This window comes from Pantoea sp. SGAir0180, assembly GCF_043546245.1.
In genome coordinates, this window is sequence record NZ_CP028071.1 from 3,666,863 (window position 1) to 3,683,357 (window position 16,495).

Consider the following 16,495-nt stretch of genomic DNA (forward strand, 5'->3'; position numbering starts at 1 on the left):
TTACTTCTTACCGGCATCGCGATTATCATTTGCCTGCAGTCGACGCGAGGCATGTCGTTTCAACATGGCCCACGCGGCACTGCCCACCACGGCGGAAAACAGCAGTGCAGCCAGCGCCATTAATACCGAGTGCTGGTTGGCATACCATACCACCATCATGTACCACGGCATTTCCCCACTGGGAAACTGCGGCCCAACCCGGAAACTTCGGATGCCATTCTCATCGGTAATAATGGCAGTATCGCCTCTTACCGCCGCATTAATGCGGGCAGAGCTGAGGTCACCATGTAATCTCAGCAACTGGTCGTCACTGGTAGCAACCGCCATCACGACCAGACGATCCGGGTTCCATGTCGAGCGGTAACTCAGAAAACCACGCCAGGACTCATTCGAAGAGAAATAGCGATCGGCATCCAGTGGTTGACGATACCAGTCACCCATCAGCCAGCTACGCAGTTTTTCAAGCGTGGTCGGTTCTTTCACACCCAGCGCGCTGCCGTTAGCGTCATAAGGCGAGTTTTCGAGCATTGCCTGATTGAATGCGCTGTTTCCGGTCGTGCTCACGGCCAGTAAATCCGTTTGCTGAACCCGTGCCAGGTTATTGCCGCCGTTTGGCAGACCAAACAACACCTGATTCTGTGCCAGGACAACACCCGTCGCATTTCCCGCGCGAGCGGACAGATTTAACAGCGTGGAAATTTCCGCATCGCTGGGCTGCCCGGGCAGCAGTAGTGTGGTTTGTGAAAAGTCCGCCAGACGGGAAAACGGAAACGAAGCGCCCACAAAGTAGGACAGATTAGGCAACATGCTAAAGTGCCGCGTGTGACTCAGATCGATCCAGGAGTCCTCTTCAATTCGGCTCTTAATATTGTTGTTGAGTAACACGCCGCAGGGCGCATCCGCCTTGGGCTTAATATTAAAATAGAGCGCCAGCTGGTTATCGCCGTAAATCAGATACGGATCGAGGTTAATCTGGTAATGCTCCTGACGCGCATCGCCACCCAGGCGGTGCCAGACGCTTTCCAGAAGCCCCTCTTTATTGACGGTCAGATTACGCAGGAAGGTTCCGTTCAGGGTGACATTAAGCAGTGAGTTTTTCTCATCAATCCAGGTCTCTGACGGAAAGCGGTAATGCAAATGGAGCGGAACCGTATCCCCATCCCACAAAAACAGATCGGGCGCTGCGCGGAAATTAACCCGCATCGCATCGTGCCAGATACCGGTCGCGGTAAGGCTTTGATCTTTGCGCAACAGCTGACCCAGACGGACAGGATGGAGCGTATTGATCCAGCGAGGCGCATCGTAAGGACTGCGACTGGCAATGGATTGCGGCTTAACCTGTAACATGCTGCCATCGGTAGTCAGGGGCTGGGTTGTCAGACGATTCGCGGCCTGCCGCAACTGATTTTCGTCTGCGCCACTCACCAGCAGCAGCTTATACACCGGATTGCCTGGATTATCGACCATTTGCAGGGTGGGCCCTGAACTGGCAGGAAAGGTCAGTGTGCCAATCTTGTCACCGGGATGACCAAACAAGATGCCGTTTTTTTCCGGCAGCGTACCGCGGACGACCGGGAAGCTGATGCCGCGGTAATCACTTTGAATGCCCAACCAGGATGCCACCAGCACTGCCGCAGTGACCGTGTCGGGTGAAACGCTGTTGGTAAAGGCAAACGTGACATCCGCTGCGGTCATACGTTGCGGGTCAATAAATGGCCGCGGGAAGTTACGCAGGCTGGTGCCAATATTTAACTGCTGGCCTTCAAGGCTCAACATCGTTTTGGGCAGAATAGTCACCTGATACTGTTCCGCACTGTCTTTTTCGCACAACAGCTTATCGGCGTCGTTAATTTTAAAACTCAGGTTGTTGTTGGACACGATCATGGCCGCCGGAATGTCCAGCTGGTAATCGCTTTCATCACTGTCGCCCGAACCTAACGGCAGCGTACCGAGCGGTTGGCCGTTTAACATTAACTGCAGAGAAGTATTACGTGCCGCCAGCGCCTGGGAAACGCGCAGCGACAGGTTAAGGCGTGCGTTGGTCACTACCTCATCGCCTGGCAACGTAAACAGGATACCCGATTGCAGTTGACCACCGGTCAGCGTAATCCCCTGCCGCTGCCCCATTTGCGCCACGCTCAGCGTGCTGCTGACGGGCTGATTGAGCATGCTGCTGGCCATCGCGGTCGCCGTAGCCTGACCCGGTGCATAAGGGGTTGCACCCGCCGCCGCTTCCAGGGCCGGTTCTGCGTTATCAAGCCCCGCCGGTGGCGGTACGCTCGACAGCGCGCTGCTGTCATGGGTGACGGTAGCAGGGCTGCTGGCAGACGGCGCAGCGGCTGTCCCGCCATTCGGCATCGCCGATCCGGAAGCCGCCTCATGAGTTGAGGTTGATACCGCAGGGTTCTCTGCCCCGGTGCTGGCTGCTGGGGCTGCGCTGTTATTCAGCCCGGCATTGCTGTCTGGCGCTGGGCTGTTGTTTGGTGTGGTATTGCTATCCGGTGCAGTCCTCATGATCGGGGCAGCACTGCTATCTGGCACAGAGCTGTTGTTGATTACTGCGTTGCTGCCAGGTGCGGCGCTGTTGTTGAGGGTGGTATCGCCATCCGTTGCAGTCCTCATGATCGGGGCAGCACTACTACCTGTCGCAGGGCTGTTGTTGATTACTGCGTTGCTGCCAGGTGCGGCGCTGTTGTTGAGGGTGGTATTACCATCCGCTGCAGTCCTCATGATCGGGGCAGCACTGCTACCTGTCGCAGGGCTGTTGTTGATTACTGCGCTGTTATTCGGCACCGCGCCACTTTCCGGTGCCGCGCTGTTGTTTAACACCGCATTGCTGTCCGTGGTCTGGCCGTTATTTACCGCAGTAAGGCTGTCGTTATTACCGGCAACGGGCGCCTCTGCCGACGCCGGCAGAGCCCACAATGCAGCCGAAAGCGACCCTGCAAGCATCGACTGTATCAACATTCTCATACTGCACTGTCCTCTTTCACCGCCACGTTTTGCGCTCCGCCTTTACGTTTCTCACGGCGATCTAACCAGGTCAGCCAGAACAGTTCGAAAACAGTACGAATAATGGTACCCAAAGAAGTAAGGGGGTTATCTTGCTTATATTCAGGCTGAATCCATGCATCCGCTCGCGCCAGCACCACACGCACCAGTTCGCGACGACGCGACAGCGGCATTGCGCCAAAGCTGAGACGAATGCTCTCTTCATCGCCGGAAATTTTGCTTGCCGGGATAGTAATCGTGCCGGATTTCAGCAACAGATCGATCTCTTCAATCGTGTCATGCTCATGACGGTTATCCGGTGCGTCCAGATGCGCGCCTCCCATTGAGAGATCGCTGGTCATAGTGCGCGAGGAAATACCGCTGGCGTAATGAATAATGGCCGGAATTTGCACCTCGATACGAATCGTTTTTCGTACCTGCTTGGTTTCACGCGCGACCGCAATCGCGGCCATTAAAATAATTAAGCTGAAGATCGCCCAGCCTACGTTAAGGGCAATCACGTAAGGATCGACACCAAAATAGTCATGCATCGTCGCACGCACGATACCCGCTACGATGCCAATGCTGAGCAATAGCGCAACGATGACGTGCGGGCGAACAATATGGAAATCGAAGAAGCCCTGATCCAGTACGCCGCCTTTGTCCGTTACGTTAAATTTGCCATGCTTAGGTGACAGCAATGTCAAAATCGTCGGAATCACCAGGTGGAAACACATGACGGTTTCATAAATTTCCCCCCAGAAGGTGTAGCGGAAACGGCCATTCATACGCGAGTTTACCGACAACGACAGCACCAGATGAGGCAGGACATAAGCAAAAATCAGCGATGCTGACGAATGGATAATATTCAGATTGAACAACAGATAAGCCAGCGGCGCGGTCAGGAAGATGACGCGCGGCAGACCAAACTGGAAATGCAGCATGGCATTGAGATAGCAAAGCCGCTGTTGCCACTTTAAGCCACGACCCAAAAGTGGGTTATCGACGCGGAAAATCTGCGTCATTCCGCGGGCCCAGCGGGTACGTTGTATTACGTGCAGGCCCAGACGTTCAGTCGCCAGACCTGCAGCCAGAGGAATGGCCAGAAAGGCCGATCCCCACCCACGACGCTGCATTTTCAACGCCGTATGGGCATCTTCGGTCACCGTTTCGACGGCGAAACCGCCAATCTCTTCCAGCGCAGAACGACGAATGACGGCACAGGAACCGCAGAAGAAAGTCGCGTTCCAGTTGTCATTACCCTGCTGCACCGGACCATAGAACAGCGCACCCTCATTAGGAATACTGCGCGCTGCGCGCAGATTGCGTTCAAAAGGATCGGGCGAATAAAAATAGTGCGGCGTCTGTAACAGCGCCAGCTTAGGATCTTTCAGGAACGGGCCCACCGTTGCCTGTAAAAATGTGCGGGTCGCTACGTGGTCGCAGTCAAACACGCAAATCAGTTCACCTTTTGTGATCTTCATTGCGTGATTAAGATTACCGGCTTTGGCATGGCTGTTATCGTCGCGCGTGATGTAGCCCACACCCACGTCGGCCGCGAATACAGCAAACTCCCGGCGTTTTCCATCGTCAAGCAGGTAAACCTTTATCTTGTCACGCGGATAGTCAATGCACTGTGCGGCCAGAACAGTGTCACGTACGACATCAAGACTTTCATTATACGTGGGGATATAGACATCAACCGTTGGCCACAGGCTGGTGTCCTCCGGCAGGGGTTCAATCGTTCGCTTTAATGGCCATGTGGTTTGCAGGAAGCCGAGTATAAGGATCAGCCAGACATACAGTTCCGCAATATATAAGCCAATGCCAAGAATCGCTTCGATTTCAGAATTAAAATACAGTGTTTCCGTCGTCCGCCACCATATATAGCGGGATGACATCAGGGCAGAAAGAATAACCATCACTACCGTTATTTTACGGCTTTTACTGAACCCCAATAAAAACACCATACCAATGCTAATCAAGCCAAAAATATACTGTTTTTGACTATCCATCGGCGTGATAATAATCACCGCAGCAACAGGTGCAAGCACCAGCAGCAGCAGGTAAAACCCAAGTTTACCCATGACCCACCCTGAAAGAGCTGTTTTTTTTAACCTGCCGGAGCAGGTCATTACATTTAGTAGTTACCGGTGTTAATTTGCGCCTGAACTTCGCCATTCCCCACCGTGATATTCAGAATGCTGGCGACACGCCTGGTGATCAGTTCGATATCAAAGGCAGCAGCAGAGGCAGGGCTGAAATCATAAACGGATTGCTGCGAGGCGTTGGCCTCACCCACACTTTCATCACGATGAATCTGCCCCAGGAGCGTATCGCCCAGCCGTTGCTGAAGAAAAGCGGTCACATCGCGATTGATATTCCGGCGATTGTCGCACTGGTTGAGGACAAAATAGTGACCGTGCCGGCTGTTCAGCGGCTGCCCAATCAGGCGGTTTTCTTCAATATGGGGTAACAGTGACACGGAGGCGGTATCCGCCAACATAACGACCAAATGCATATCGGCTAACGCCCTGATGGCTTTAAGCGCAGGTCCGGGTCCGGGAGGAAAGTCCGCTACCATCACCAGGCCGGGATAGTTCAGTAACGTATCAAGGCCTCGCTTGAGAAAATGCGGGTCTTTAGTCAGATTCTCTTCGAACCGCTCACGCTGGGCTTCGGTAACATTGCCGTAAGGCAGAACAAAAATGTTCCCTCCGGTCGTCAAAATAGACTGGCTCCAGTCAGCCTGCTCTTCTGAGCGAGCAACGAAACCCCGTCCGTCATTCAGGGGAACGCCGAAATGAAGACGCAATGCATTCTGTACATCAAAATCAATTGCCAATACCTTGCTACCCGATCGGGCCAGACTCCAGGCCAGATTGGCTGCCAACGTAGTTTTTCCCACCCCACCTTTGGGCGAGCACACACAAACTAACGGCATAAGGCAATCTTCTCCAGTAACGGTTTTAATAACGTTTCTTTAGGTAAATTCTCTGACGCGCTGTTACGCGCACGGAACAGATCGCTGAAGCGACCGTTCTCTGCTTCAGGACGTGCCGGGATTGAGGGGGCAGTGTCAGGTGCCGTTACCGGCGCATGCGTCTTCTGCACGGCGACCCCGGCCTGAGGCGTTGCTGAGGATGTCGGGAACAGGGAAGAGGAAGCGTGTGAAGCAGGCTCAGTCACGTCAGGAAGCGGCTCGCTGGCTGACAGGCTGTTTATGAGGGAACGGGAAGAGGCAGATGCAGGCGTCGACACCTGCGCGCTCTGAGTTAACGCTGAACCCATGTCCAGACTAAACTCATCACCCTGAATCGGTTGTGGCTGGGGTAAATCAATACGCTGGCCACCACTAAACGGCATTTGCTGATCGTCACTCGCCAGTTGACGAATGAGAGACCATTTACTTTTCTCCGCCGCTTCCTGCGATTGGCCTGACATATCCTGAAAGGCGATATCGAGCGTTTTTGTCTTTTCCTTAAAACGCTGTAAGTCGTCGTAATTCTTCATACACCACAACCTAAAACATAGGGAGGATTTTTCCAGGAATATATCATAATAATTTGAACACAGTGAGATAATTCTGATTACAAAACCAACAGATTCAATAAGAAAGCTTAATGCTAATTAGTTGTGTTTAGCAAAAAATGAGCACTAACTCACATATATTTCGTAAAATTATTGAGACAGCCTTAAGTAAAATATCAGCCTCAATGATTAACATCTAAGTATCTACTAACCCGGGGAGCATGGCTAACACAACTCCTTGTATTGGAAAGCAAAAAAAAAGCTGTCTCGTGTACTGTCGTTTTTACAGCATTCAGACGTTGGTGCTTAAGGGTTGTGAGAATATTGAATTATGGTTGGTAAAGTATTACTACGCGAATGCGTGGCCAACAAAACCTGTATTCTTCAAATCCGGCGGCACGTCACATCCCAGGATTTATGAATGCCGCGAACGGGCAGGGGAAGAACATGCCACTAACCAGCGGTGCATTTTGGCGATGAGTGATGCCAGGAAGGTAACGACAGCGTTGCGGGCTTCTACAGTCAAGCGGAATCACCTGTCGTTTACCTACAAGGATTCCGCCTGACAGGACATCTCTAGCGCGTCACATCACCTGACGCAATCAGTTGGTTTTCATCCTGATCAACCGCAAAACAGGCTATCTGCTGCTCACCGTACTGTTTCAGTTTCGGCTGCAACTGAACACAGGTGCCAAAACGGCGACGGCAGCGCGCATTGAACGCGCAACCCGGAGGCGGATTGAGCGGGCTGGGGAGTTCACCGGTCAGCTTGATACGTTCACGACGATCGTCAGGATTCAGACGTGGCGTGGCCGACAGAAGCGCCTGGGTGTAAGGATGGCGGGGATGAGCAAAAATCGCCTCTTTACTGCCCTTTTCAACGCAGCGTCCCAGGTACATCACCATCACGTCATCTGCAATGTGTTCAACCACCGACAGATCGTGAGAGATGAAGACATAAGACAGCCCCATGTCTTGCTGCAGATCCATCATCAGGTTAAGCACCTGCGCACGCACTGACACGTCCAATGCCGAAACCGGTTCATCTGCGATTAAGACATCCGGATCGAGCATCAGGCCACGCGCAATCGCAATACGCTGACGTTGTCCTCCGGAAAACATATGGGGATAACGGTCATAGTGCTCGGTTTTCAGACCGACTTTGGCCATCATTTCCAGCGTTTTTTCACGCCGCTCGGCTTTAGTGAGCGAAGTGTTAATGATCAGCGGCTCTTCCAGAATCTGGCTGACTTTTTTACGCGGGTTTAGCGAACCATAGGGATTTTGAAACACGATCTGAATTTTCTGTCGACGCAGCTTTTGCGCCTGCGGATCGTGTTTTAATAAATCCTGACCATGCCAGTAAAGCTGCCCTTCCGTCGGCGTTTCAATCATAGTCAGTAAACGGCCTAACGTGGATTTGCCGCAGCCTGACTCCCCCACCACGGCCAGTGTTTTTCCGCGCTCCAGGTTAAAAGAGACACCATCCAGCGCTTTGACCAGCCGCTCCTGACCAAATAAGCCTTTTTTCACCGGATAGTGTTTTTTCAGGTCAATAGCCTGCAGCAGATAGTCGTGCTTCGTTTTCTCAGGACTCATAGGTTGGTCTCCCGGCATCGTCCAGCGGATAGTGACATTTGGACTGACGTCCCGGAATCGTCCGCAGTTCAGGTTCTTCTTTACGGCAGCGATCGTTAGCATAAGGGCAGCGTGGATTCAGCAGACAGCCCATTGGACGATCGTATTTGCCTGGCACTACCCCCGGCAATGAGGCCAGGCGTGCTTTATCGGCCGCGAATTCTGGCAGCGCACGCAATAACGCCTGCGTGTAAGGATGACGGGGGGCTTTAAAGATATCGGACGCCTTGCCGCTCTCTACTACCTGGCCGGCATACATCACAATGATATGGTGGGCCGCTTCTGCCACCAGTGCCAGGTCGTGTGTGATCAGTATCAGCGCCATGTTTTCCTGCTTTTGCAGGTCCAGCAGCAGTTCAATGATCTGCGCCTGAATCGTCACGTCCAGCGCGGTCGTCGGTTCATCGGCAATCAGCAGCTTTGGACGACAGGCGATCGCCATCGCGATCATCACGCGCTGGCTCATCCCACCAGACAGTTGATGCGGATACACATCCAGCCGCGAGGCCGGATCGGGAATCCCCACCTGATTCAGTAGATCAATCGCCCGCTGGCGGCGGGTACTTTTATTACCGCCCTGATGGACCTTAATGGCTTCCATGATTTGGTAACCCACGGTATAGCAGGGGTTCAGGCTGGTCATCGGATCCTGAAAAATCATGGCCACTTCGGCGCCCACCAGCTGACGGCGCTCTTTTTCAGAGATACGCTTTAGATCGCGTTGGTTGAATTCGAGTTTTTCCGCCATCACCTTACCGGGGAAATCGATCAACCCCATGATAGCCAGAGAACTGACGGATTTACCCGAACCCGACTCACCGACAATGCCCACCACCTGGCCCTGTTCAACCTGATAACTGATGCGGTCTACTGCGCGGAACGGTGCCTTATCGTCGCCGAAATGCACCGATAACTTATCTACATTTAATAACGCCATCTCGGTGCCTCTTTACTGCTTGAGTTTCGGGTCGAGTGCATCACGCAAACCATCGCCCATCAGGTTAAATGCCAGCACGGTCAGCAGAATGACTAATCCGGGGAACGTCACCACCCACCAGGCACTTTGCGCGTACTGCAATACGTCGGAGAGCATAGTGCCCCACTCCGGCGTTGGCGGTTGCGCACCCATACCGAGAAAGCCCAACGCCGCCATATCAAGAATGGCGTTGGAAAACCCTAACGAGGCCTGAACAATTAACGGGGCCAGGCAGTTAGGCAGAATGTTCACAAACATCTGACGCAGCATACCGGCACCGGCGACACCTGAGGCCGTCACATAGTCACGATTGACCTCAACCAGTACCGCCGCGCGTGTCAGACGGATATAGTGCGGCAGCGCGACAAAGGTCAGAGCAATAGAAGCATTGACGATCGACGGACCAAAAATGGCGACCAGAACAAGGGCTAACAGCAGGCTAGGCAGCGCCAGCATAATGTCGACCAGACGCATAATCGTGGCATCAACCGCTCCACCGATATAGCCCGCCAGCAGGCCAAAAATCACGCCAAAAATCAGCGACAACACAACGACCATGCAGCCCACCAGCAAGGAAAGGCGTGCGCCGTACATCAAACGCGAGAGGATATCGCGCCCCACATCGTCGGTGCCCAGGATATAGCTCCAGCTTCCTCCCTCCTGCCACACAGGTGGATGCAGCAGGGCATCACGGAACTGCTCCGCCGGGCCGTGCGGTGCCAGCACCTCGGCAAAAATGGCAATCAACAGCATCAGAATGATGTAAACCAGCCCGATAACCGCGCCTTTGTTACGTTTAAAGTAGTGCCAGAACTCCTGAATCGGGGTCATCGGCTTAGGTGCGACATTCACACTCGCGGGATCAACGACAGACATGATGCCCCCTTATTTCTTATGACGTATGCGCGGGTTCACCACGCCATACAGCAGATCAACCAACAGGTTGACCAGGATAATCAGGATAGCCGTCAGTAGCACACCGCCCTGCACGACCGGATAATCACGGCGTTGCAGCGCTTCGATCAGCCAGCGCCCCAAACCCGGCCAGGAGAAGATGGTTTCGGTCAGGATGGCCCCTGCCAGCAAGGTGCCCACCTGCAAACCGATGACCGTCACAACCGGCAACATCGCATTACGCAGAGCGTGAACGACGATAACGCGCATACGCGTCAGGCCTTTCGCCCGGGCGGTGCGGATATAGTCTTCACCCAGCACTTCCAGCATAGAAGAGCGCGTCATGCGCACGATGACGGCAAGCGGAATGGTGCCCAGCACAATCGCGGGCAGAATCATATGCATGACGGCATCTTTGAAGTCGCCAGGCTCTCCCCAGATGAACGTGTCAATCAGCATAAAACCGGTCAACGGATGGCTGTCGTCCAGAAACACCGTATCTGCCACGCGACCTGAAACCGGTGTGAGATTGAGCTGGACCGACACCAGCATAATCAACATGATGCCCCACCAGAAAATCGGCATCGAGTAGCCGGTCAGGGAAATCCCGACCGCGGTGTGATCGAATACAGAACCACGTTTTACTGCGGCCAGAACGCCAACCGGAATCCCCACGGCGACGGCAAACATCATGGCGCAGATCCCCAGTTCCAGGGTGGCTTTAAAGCGCGGGACGAATTCAGTCCATACAGGAATGCGGCTCTTCAGTGAAATACCTAAATCACCGTGCAGCACACCGTTGATATAGTGCAGATACTGTTTCCACAGCGGCTGATCGAGCCCCATCATCGCCATTAACTCAGCATGGCGCTCAGGGGAGATACCGCGTTCACCTGCCATGATCAGCACCGGATCGCCCGGGATCATATGCACAAACGCGAAGGTCAATAATGTAATACCGATGAACGTTGGGATGACAAGCCCCAGACGCCGGAGTATGAACTGCAGCATAGGCGTAATTCTCAGTCGTTTTCCTCTGGCCCTGGCCAGAGATAACATTGCTCATTAACCGCATCCCGCGACAGCAGAACACGACGCAGGAAGCGCTTCTTTTTGTAAAAGTAATTAGCCGGAAAAAAAAGAGCAGATAACAGGCGACCTGACACGGTCGCCTGAGGGCCGGTAAAACCGGCCCTGACTGCAGTAATCCGAAAGGTTATTCCTGAATATCGACGGTATCGAAGTGATGTTTACCTAATGGATCAACGACATAACCAGTAACTTTCTTGCTTACAGGCTCATAAACGGTTGAGTGAGCGATGATCAGCGCAGGCGCCTGGTCATGCATGACAACCTGAGCCTGCTTGTAGTACTCAATACGTTTGTTGTGATCGGATTCCGCACGTGCTGGCTGAATCAAATCTTCAAACGGCTTGTAGCACCAGCGCGAATAGTTAGAGCCGTCTTTCGCCGCCGCACAGCTGAACAGCGTTGCGAAGAAGTTATCGGGATCCCCATTATCGCCAGTCCAGCCCATCATGACCGTCTGGTGCTCACCCGCTTTGGCACGTTTCAGGTACTCGCCCCATTCATAGGTGACAATCTTGGCTTTCACGCCAATTTTCGCCCAGTCAGCCTGAATCATCTCTGCCATACGGCGCGCGTTCGGGTTATAAGGACGCTGAACCGGCATTGCCCACAGATCGATAGAGAAACCATCCGGCATACCGGCTTCTTTCAGCAACGCTTTGGCTTTCTCTGGATCGTAGGCATAGTCTTTAACATCGTTGTTATAGCTCCACATTGTCGGTGGAATCAGGTTTTTCGCTGGCTGGCCGGCGCCCTGATAAACCGCATCAATGATGGCTTTCTTGTTTACCGCCATGGTCAGTGCCTGACGCACTTTCACGTTATCCAGCGGTTTTTTCTCGGTGTTGAATGACAGGTAACCGACGTTCAGACCTGGCTGCTCCATCAGGTTAATTTTGCTGTCTTTCTTCATGCTGGCGATATCAGCCGGATTCGGATACGGCATGATCTGACATTCGCCTTTCTGCAGCTTGGCGTAACGTACTGACGCATCGGGGGTAATCGAGAAAACCAGACGATCGATTTTTGGCTTGGTTCCCCAGTAATCCGGGTTGGCTTTGTACAGGATACGTGAGTCTTTCTGGTACTGCTGAAGCACAAACGGCCCGGTGCCCACTGGATTCAGGTCAATTTTTTCAGGCGTGCCGGCTTTCAGCATGTTGTCAGCGTATTCTTTGGACATGATGGAAGCGAAATCCATGCCCAGATCAGCCAGGAAAGGCGCTTCAGGACGCGTCAGCACAAAGCGAACGGTATGATCGTCTACTTTTTCGATTTTGCTGATCAGCTTTGGCATATCCATACCTTCAAAGTACTCGTAGCTGCCGCCAGAGACGTTGTGGTACTTGTTGTTTTTGTCTAACTGACGCTCAAAAGAAAACACGACGTCATCCGCGTTAAATTCACGCGTAGGTTTGAAATCTTTAGTCGTTTGCCATTTCACGCCGTTGCGTAAATGGAAGGTATACGTTTTGCCATCAGCACTGACGTCCCACTTTTCAGCCAGTCCGGGTACCAGTTCGGTCGTACCCGTTTTGAATTCAACCAGACGGTTATAGATTGGAACAGAGCTGGCATCGTACGTCGTACCCGACGTAAAGAGTTGCGGGTTAAACCCTTCCGGAGAACCTTCAGAACAATAAACCAGGGTTTTCGCCTGAACACCTGCGGCTACGGTCATGGCGACGAGGCTCAGACCGACCTTCAGCGTCCTGGATTTGGCCAGGGAGTTGATCATGCTTTTGCTCCATTGTGATGTGTTGTTGTGTGCATTGCCCGACCTCTGGTTTTTTTATGCGGTTCAGGCGGTCCACCCTGATCGGGTGATAAGAGTGAGATATTTTTGTTTTGATAATGCTGATTGATAAGTACCCATCAGAAAAATCTGTATCTGCACCGTTATTGACGCATCAATTTGTCAACAGTTGCAAAGAACGTCAATACAACGGTTAGTTATTTACACAGAGTGTGAGGAATAGCAAGCAACGATAAAAAAAACCCTGCGCGCGCTAACGCCCTATATTGCACAGTGGCGTGGCTTTATTTCCGCGCATTCTGCTACGACAGGCATTGTTAAGCAGTCATTACCACTAAATAAAATCGTACATCATTTAGCGCCAAATGTTGGATATCTGAACGATTCCCTGTGCGTTATGACGTTCATACAGCGGAAAATGCTGATATTTTCTCGCAAAAATTTAACATTTTGTTTTTTTTACAGCATAACCAAAACTTATATTTCGCCTGCCAGCATCCCTCAGGCAACAAGGCCTGCATCGCCTTGAGACGGCAAAATAGCGGTCTGTCATGAAATTGCGCGGCAAGGATGTGTTATTGGTTTTTCACAAAATTACTGACATGAGATTTTCTAATAACAAACCCATAAAGGCTTGCTGTGATGACGTAATTTTCACAACACGTCATAAGCTCCGTCACAAACACAGATGACGATGACTATGTCAGGCCGCAGCAAAAAAGCTGTTTTATCATTGGGTTAAAAACTAAACAGAAAGAGTAAAGACGGCCCCTTTATTAACGAAACCCTGCGCATGCACGGCGCAAGCTGCCTTCGGCGGTTCTCCCCCGCTTTTATTGAGGCGAAAAAACCTGTCTTTGCAGACAGGTTGCTTAAACAGGGTCGGCGAGAGAGGATTAGGCTTACTGCGTAAGCCCTCTTCAGGCCGTTGCGTTCGCAACGTTGTCTCGCTTCGCCCGGCGCAAACCGCCTCCGGAGGTTCTCATCCTCTTTTATTCAGGCGAAAAAAAACCTGTCTTTGCAGACAGGTTTCTTAAATATGGTCGGCGAGAGAGGATTCGAACCTCCGACCCACTGGTCCCAAACCAGTTGCGCTACCAAGCTGCGCTACTCGCCGATGGGGGCGCATGTTACTGCTCCCCCTGATAAGCGTCAACCGCTTTTTGCGCTTTTAAGGCCAATCGCCTGGAAAGCAGGCGGTCAGCGGCTTCTCGGCGTTATCAATCCAAAATCCCTGTGTGATTACAGCGCTTTAGTCGCCGTTCTGGCTGGCGCCTGACACCAGTTGTTCGCCTGCTTAATTCCACCATCGGGCGAGGTATAACCCAGGCAGCCCAGAATCGTATCAAACAGCTCAACATGACGATGGGTTTTGCCCGTACGCTGTTGCGCCTGCAGTCGTTCAAAGTTTTCGCGATTCGTAGAGTCCGCCAGGTATTTGTCCGATGCCCAGACCATCATCGGCACGCGGAACTGCTCTGGTGGTGCCATCTCACGCGGCGTGCCGTGCAAATGCATATTGTCGCTAATCGATTCACCATGATCAGAGGCATAGAAAACAATCGCTTTCTTATCACGCAGCTGATCCAATACGCTGTCCAGCATGCTGTCGACGTAGAGTACCGAATTATCATAGGCATTAATCAACTGCGCTTTGCTACAGGTTTCATCCACGCCCATGCATTCAGGCTGGTAACGCGCAAAACTGCGCGGATACCGTTGCGAATAGAGGTAATGGGAACCTTTGGTATGCAACACAACCAGATGCTTACCTTTTGGATAACGCTGCAATGATGCCTGCAGCTCAGGTACAAGCAGCATATCATCCACTGACTTGCCCTGATTGCGTGGTTCTGAACCGATCTGCTCACGGAAAGAGAAGTTATTAGCGTTGATGTTATCGTAGAACCAGACTTCACTCTGCATCGCAAACAGCTCTGAGGTGAAGCCTAGCTCTTTCATTACCGCGAAAACATTTTGCTCTTTTAACGTCCGGCCAGGATTATCCATGGTGCCGCCTTCACGTACAAACATACAACGTAGAGACAGCTTGGTCGCGGTATCACAGGATTCACCGCGGAATGCGACCAGATTCTTCTCCTGAGAAAGCTTCGGCGTGGTATTACGCTCGTAGCCCAGCAACCCCATATGGTCCCAGCGCGTGGTTTCGCCGATAACAAACACAACGTAAGTATCATCTAAGCCCGGCGGCGCAACATAGGTAAACTTTTGGGCAGGATCCAGCAGTTCATGGTTTTCCAGCGTTTCGTCGACTTTCGTCCAGGTAAACAGGCCCAGCGCGGCCAGCCAGTTAGAGGGTAAATAGGAGTGCGCAACTACGCCGCCATAACTGGGCAGATCGATATTGGTCACTTCCTCATTGTTTTTTTGCAACTTATCAAGGTAGCGGATGGGCAGCCAGACGAGGGCGACGCAAGCCAGCAGGATAAGCGTCGGCTTAAGACGCTGTCCTGGTGTGCGCAGTTGCTCATTGAGTGTCATGCTAAGACTGTTACGCCAGATGAAGAACAACGGCAGCGCACTGGCCAGGACCATCCACAAAATGAAGTGATAGCCCACGACCTCTTTAGACAAATCGGTATCGGTTGTCATCACGGATGCAACAATGCCATAGCCGATAACCACATTAAAAAAGGCCATGTAATAGGCGGCGGCGACAGAAATCAGCACGATCAACGTGGCCAGAATACGGTAAAACACTCTTCCACCCAGCGATAACAGCCGCATCAGGAAAAACGTTAACAGTACGATAGCCACAACCTCTGTAAGCGCGGTGAGCCAGGCTGTCACAGTTGAGGTTGTCAACAGTCCCGCAAAGCGGCGATAAAAAATCGGCAAATTCAGCAGGATACCGAGATACAAAGCCAGCAAGAGCGACAGCTTTTGCTGTGTTAATGATTTTATATAATTCATGAAAAATGGAGTTTCCCCGGACTAAGCGCTTAACCAAACGTTAATCTGACTGCCATATTTCTGCAGAGTTCGCGAATTAAGCAAGCCGGTTAAATAAGAAGAGAATTCTGAGCGTTTTGACATGCCCTGATATAAAGCGGCACAGTTAAGCACGCGGCCACGCTATAAACCAGAAAATAATCCTGTTCAGCACGATCCGGGAAGTGGGCCAGAAGAGAAAGTAAGGAAGGGCCTGGAACCAGGCCCTTGATCGCTTAGCGAATAATGTTCAGTGTTACGTCAATATTGTTACGTGTGGCATTTGAGTAAGGACACACGATGTGCGCGGCATCAACCAGCTTCTGTGCTTCTGCTTCATCCATGTCAGGCAAGTGGATATTCAGCGTCGCTTCGATACCAAAACCATTTGGGATTGGACCAATTCCGACTTCACCTTCAATCCATGCATCTTTTGGCATCGCAATCTTGTCGCGGCCAGCAACAAATTTCATCGCACCCAGGAAGCAAGCTGAGTATCCCGCTGCAAAAAGCTGCTCTGGGTTAGTGACTTCGCCACCTGCGCCGCCCATCTCTTTTGGCACACCCAGTTTGACATCCAGCACGCCGTCAGAAGACGTTGCGCGGCCATCACGACCACCGGTAGCTTTAGCTTTTGCACGGTAAACCACTTGTTCTAAAGACATCGC

General features: G+C 52.2%; 11 protein-coding genes, 1 tRNA gene and 1 other RNA gene. All 13 read right to left on the reverse strand.

Annotated elements, in window-relative coordinates; all coding sequences use genetic code 11:
* Window positions 1–2,973 carry a cellulose biosynthesis cyclic di-GMP-binding regulatory protein BcsB gene (gene bcsB / locus C1N58_RS17190; protein WP_394564363.1) on the reverse strand — a complete coding sequence of 991 codons (2,973 nt, stop codon included), beginning with the start codon at window positions 2,971–2,973 and terminating at the stop codon, window positions 1–3.
* Window positions 2,970–5,078 carry a UDP-forming cellulose synthase catalytic subunit gene (gene bcsA / locus C1N58_RS17195; protein WP_006121414.1) on the reverse strand — a complete coding sequence of 703 codons (2,109 nt, stop codon included), beginning with the start codon at window positions 5,076–5,078 and terminating at the stop codon, window positions 2,970–2,972. The genes bcsB and bcsA overlap by 4 nt, the downstream gene beginning before the upstream one ends.
* Window positions 5,079–5,131: 53 nt before the next feature.
* Window positions 5,132–5,935: a cellulose biosynthesis protein BcsQ gene (gene bcsQ / locus C1N58_RS17200; RefSeq protein ID WP_054634734.1), complete on the reverse strand. Its 804-nt coding sequence runs from the start codon at window positions 5,933–5,935 to the stop codon at window positions 5,132–5,134.
* Window positions 5,926–6,504, reverse strand: coding sequence for a cellulose biosynthesis protein BcsO (gene bcsO, locus C1N58_RS17205; RefSeq protein WP_006121412.1), 579 nt, complete (start codon window positions 6,502–6,504; stop codon window positions 5,926–5,928). The genes bcsQ and bcsO overlap by 10 nt, the downstream gene beginning before the upstream one ends.
* A gap of 594 nt (window positions 6,505–7,098) precedes the next feature.
* Window positions 7,099–8,121: a dipeptide ABC transporter ATP-binding subunit DppF gene (dppF, locus tag C1N58_RS17210; protein ID WP_033737317.1), complete on the reverse strand. Its 1,023-nt coding sequence runs from the start codon at window positions 8,119–8,121 to the stop codon at window positions 7,099–7,101.
* Window positions 8,111–9,097: a dipeptide ABC transporter ATP-binding protein gene (gene dppD / locus C1N58_RS17215; RefSeq protein ID WP_006121410.1), complete on the reverse strand. Its 987-nt coding sequence runs from the start codon at window positions 9,095–9,097 to the stop codon at window positions 8,111–8,113. Before dppD ends, dppF begins: the two co-directional genes overlap by 11 nt.
* Window positions 9,098–9,109: 12 nt before the next feature.
* Window positions 9,110–10,012 carry a dipeptide ABC transporter permease DppC gene (dppC, locus tag C1N58_RS17220; protein WP_006121409.1) on the reverse strand — a complete coding sequence of 301 codons (903 nt, stop codon included), beginning with the start codon at window positions 10,010–10,012 and terminating at the stop codon, window positions 9,110–9,112.
* Between the two features lie 9 nt (window positions 10,013–10,021).
* Entirely contained in the window at window positions 10,022–11,041 is a 1,020-nt protein-coding gene (dppB, locus tag C1N58_RS17225; RefSeq protein WP_033737316.1) for a dipeptide ABC transporter permease DppB, read from the reverse strand.
* A 205-nt stretch (window positions 11,042–11,246) separates the two neighbouring features.
* Window positions 11,247–12,857: a dipeptide ABC transporter periplasmic-binding protein DppA gene (gene dppA / locus C1N58_RS17230; protein WP_394564364.1), complete on the reverse strand. Its 1,611-nt coding sequence runs from the start codon at window positions 12,855–12,857 to the stop codon at window positions 11,247–11,249.
* 897 nt (window positions 12,858–13,754) lie between these two features.
* Window positions 13,755–13,882: non-coding RNA, RtT sRNA (locus C1N58_RS17235), on the reverse strand.
* 33 nt (window positions 13,883–13,915) lie between these two features.
* Window positions 13,916–13,992: transfer RNA gene (locus C1N58_RS17240), tRNA-Pro, on the reverse strand.
* A gap of 125 nt (window positions 13,993–14,117) precedes the next feature.
* Window positions 14,118–15,809 carry a kdo(2)-lipid A phosphoethanolamine 7''-transferase gene (gene eptB, locus C1N58_RS17245; protein ID WP_006121406.1) on the reverse strand — a complete coding sequence of 564 codons (1,692 nt, stop codon included), beginning with the start codon at window positions 15,807–15,809 and terminating at the stop codon, window positions 14,118–14,120.
* Between the two features lie 254 nt (window positions 15,810–16,063).
* Window positions 16,064–16,492 (reverse strand): organic hydroperoxide resistance protein, encoded by a 429-nt coding sequence (locus C1N58_RS17250; RefSeq protein WP_006121405.1) that lies wholly within the window; start codon window positions 16,490–16,492, stop codon window positions 16,064–16,066.
* Between the last annotated feature and the right edge of the window lie 3 nt (window positions 16,493–16,495).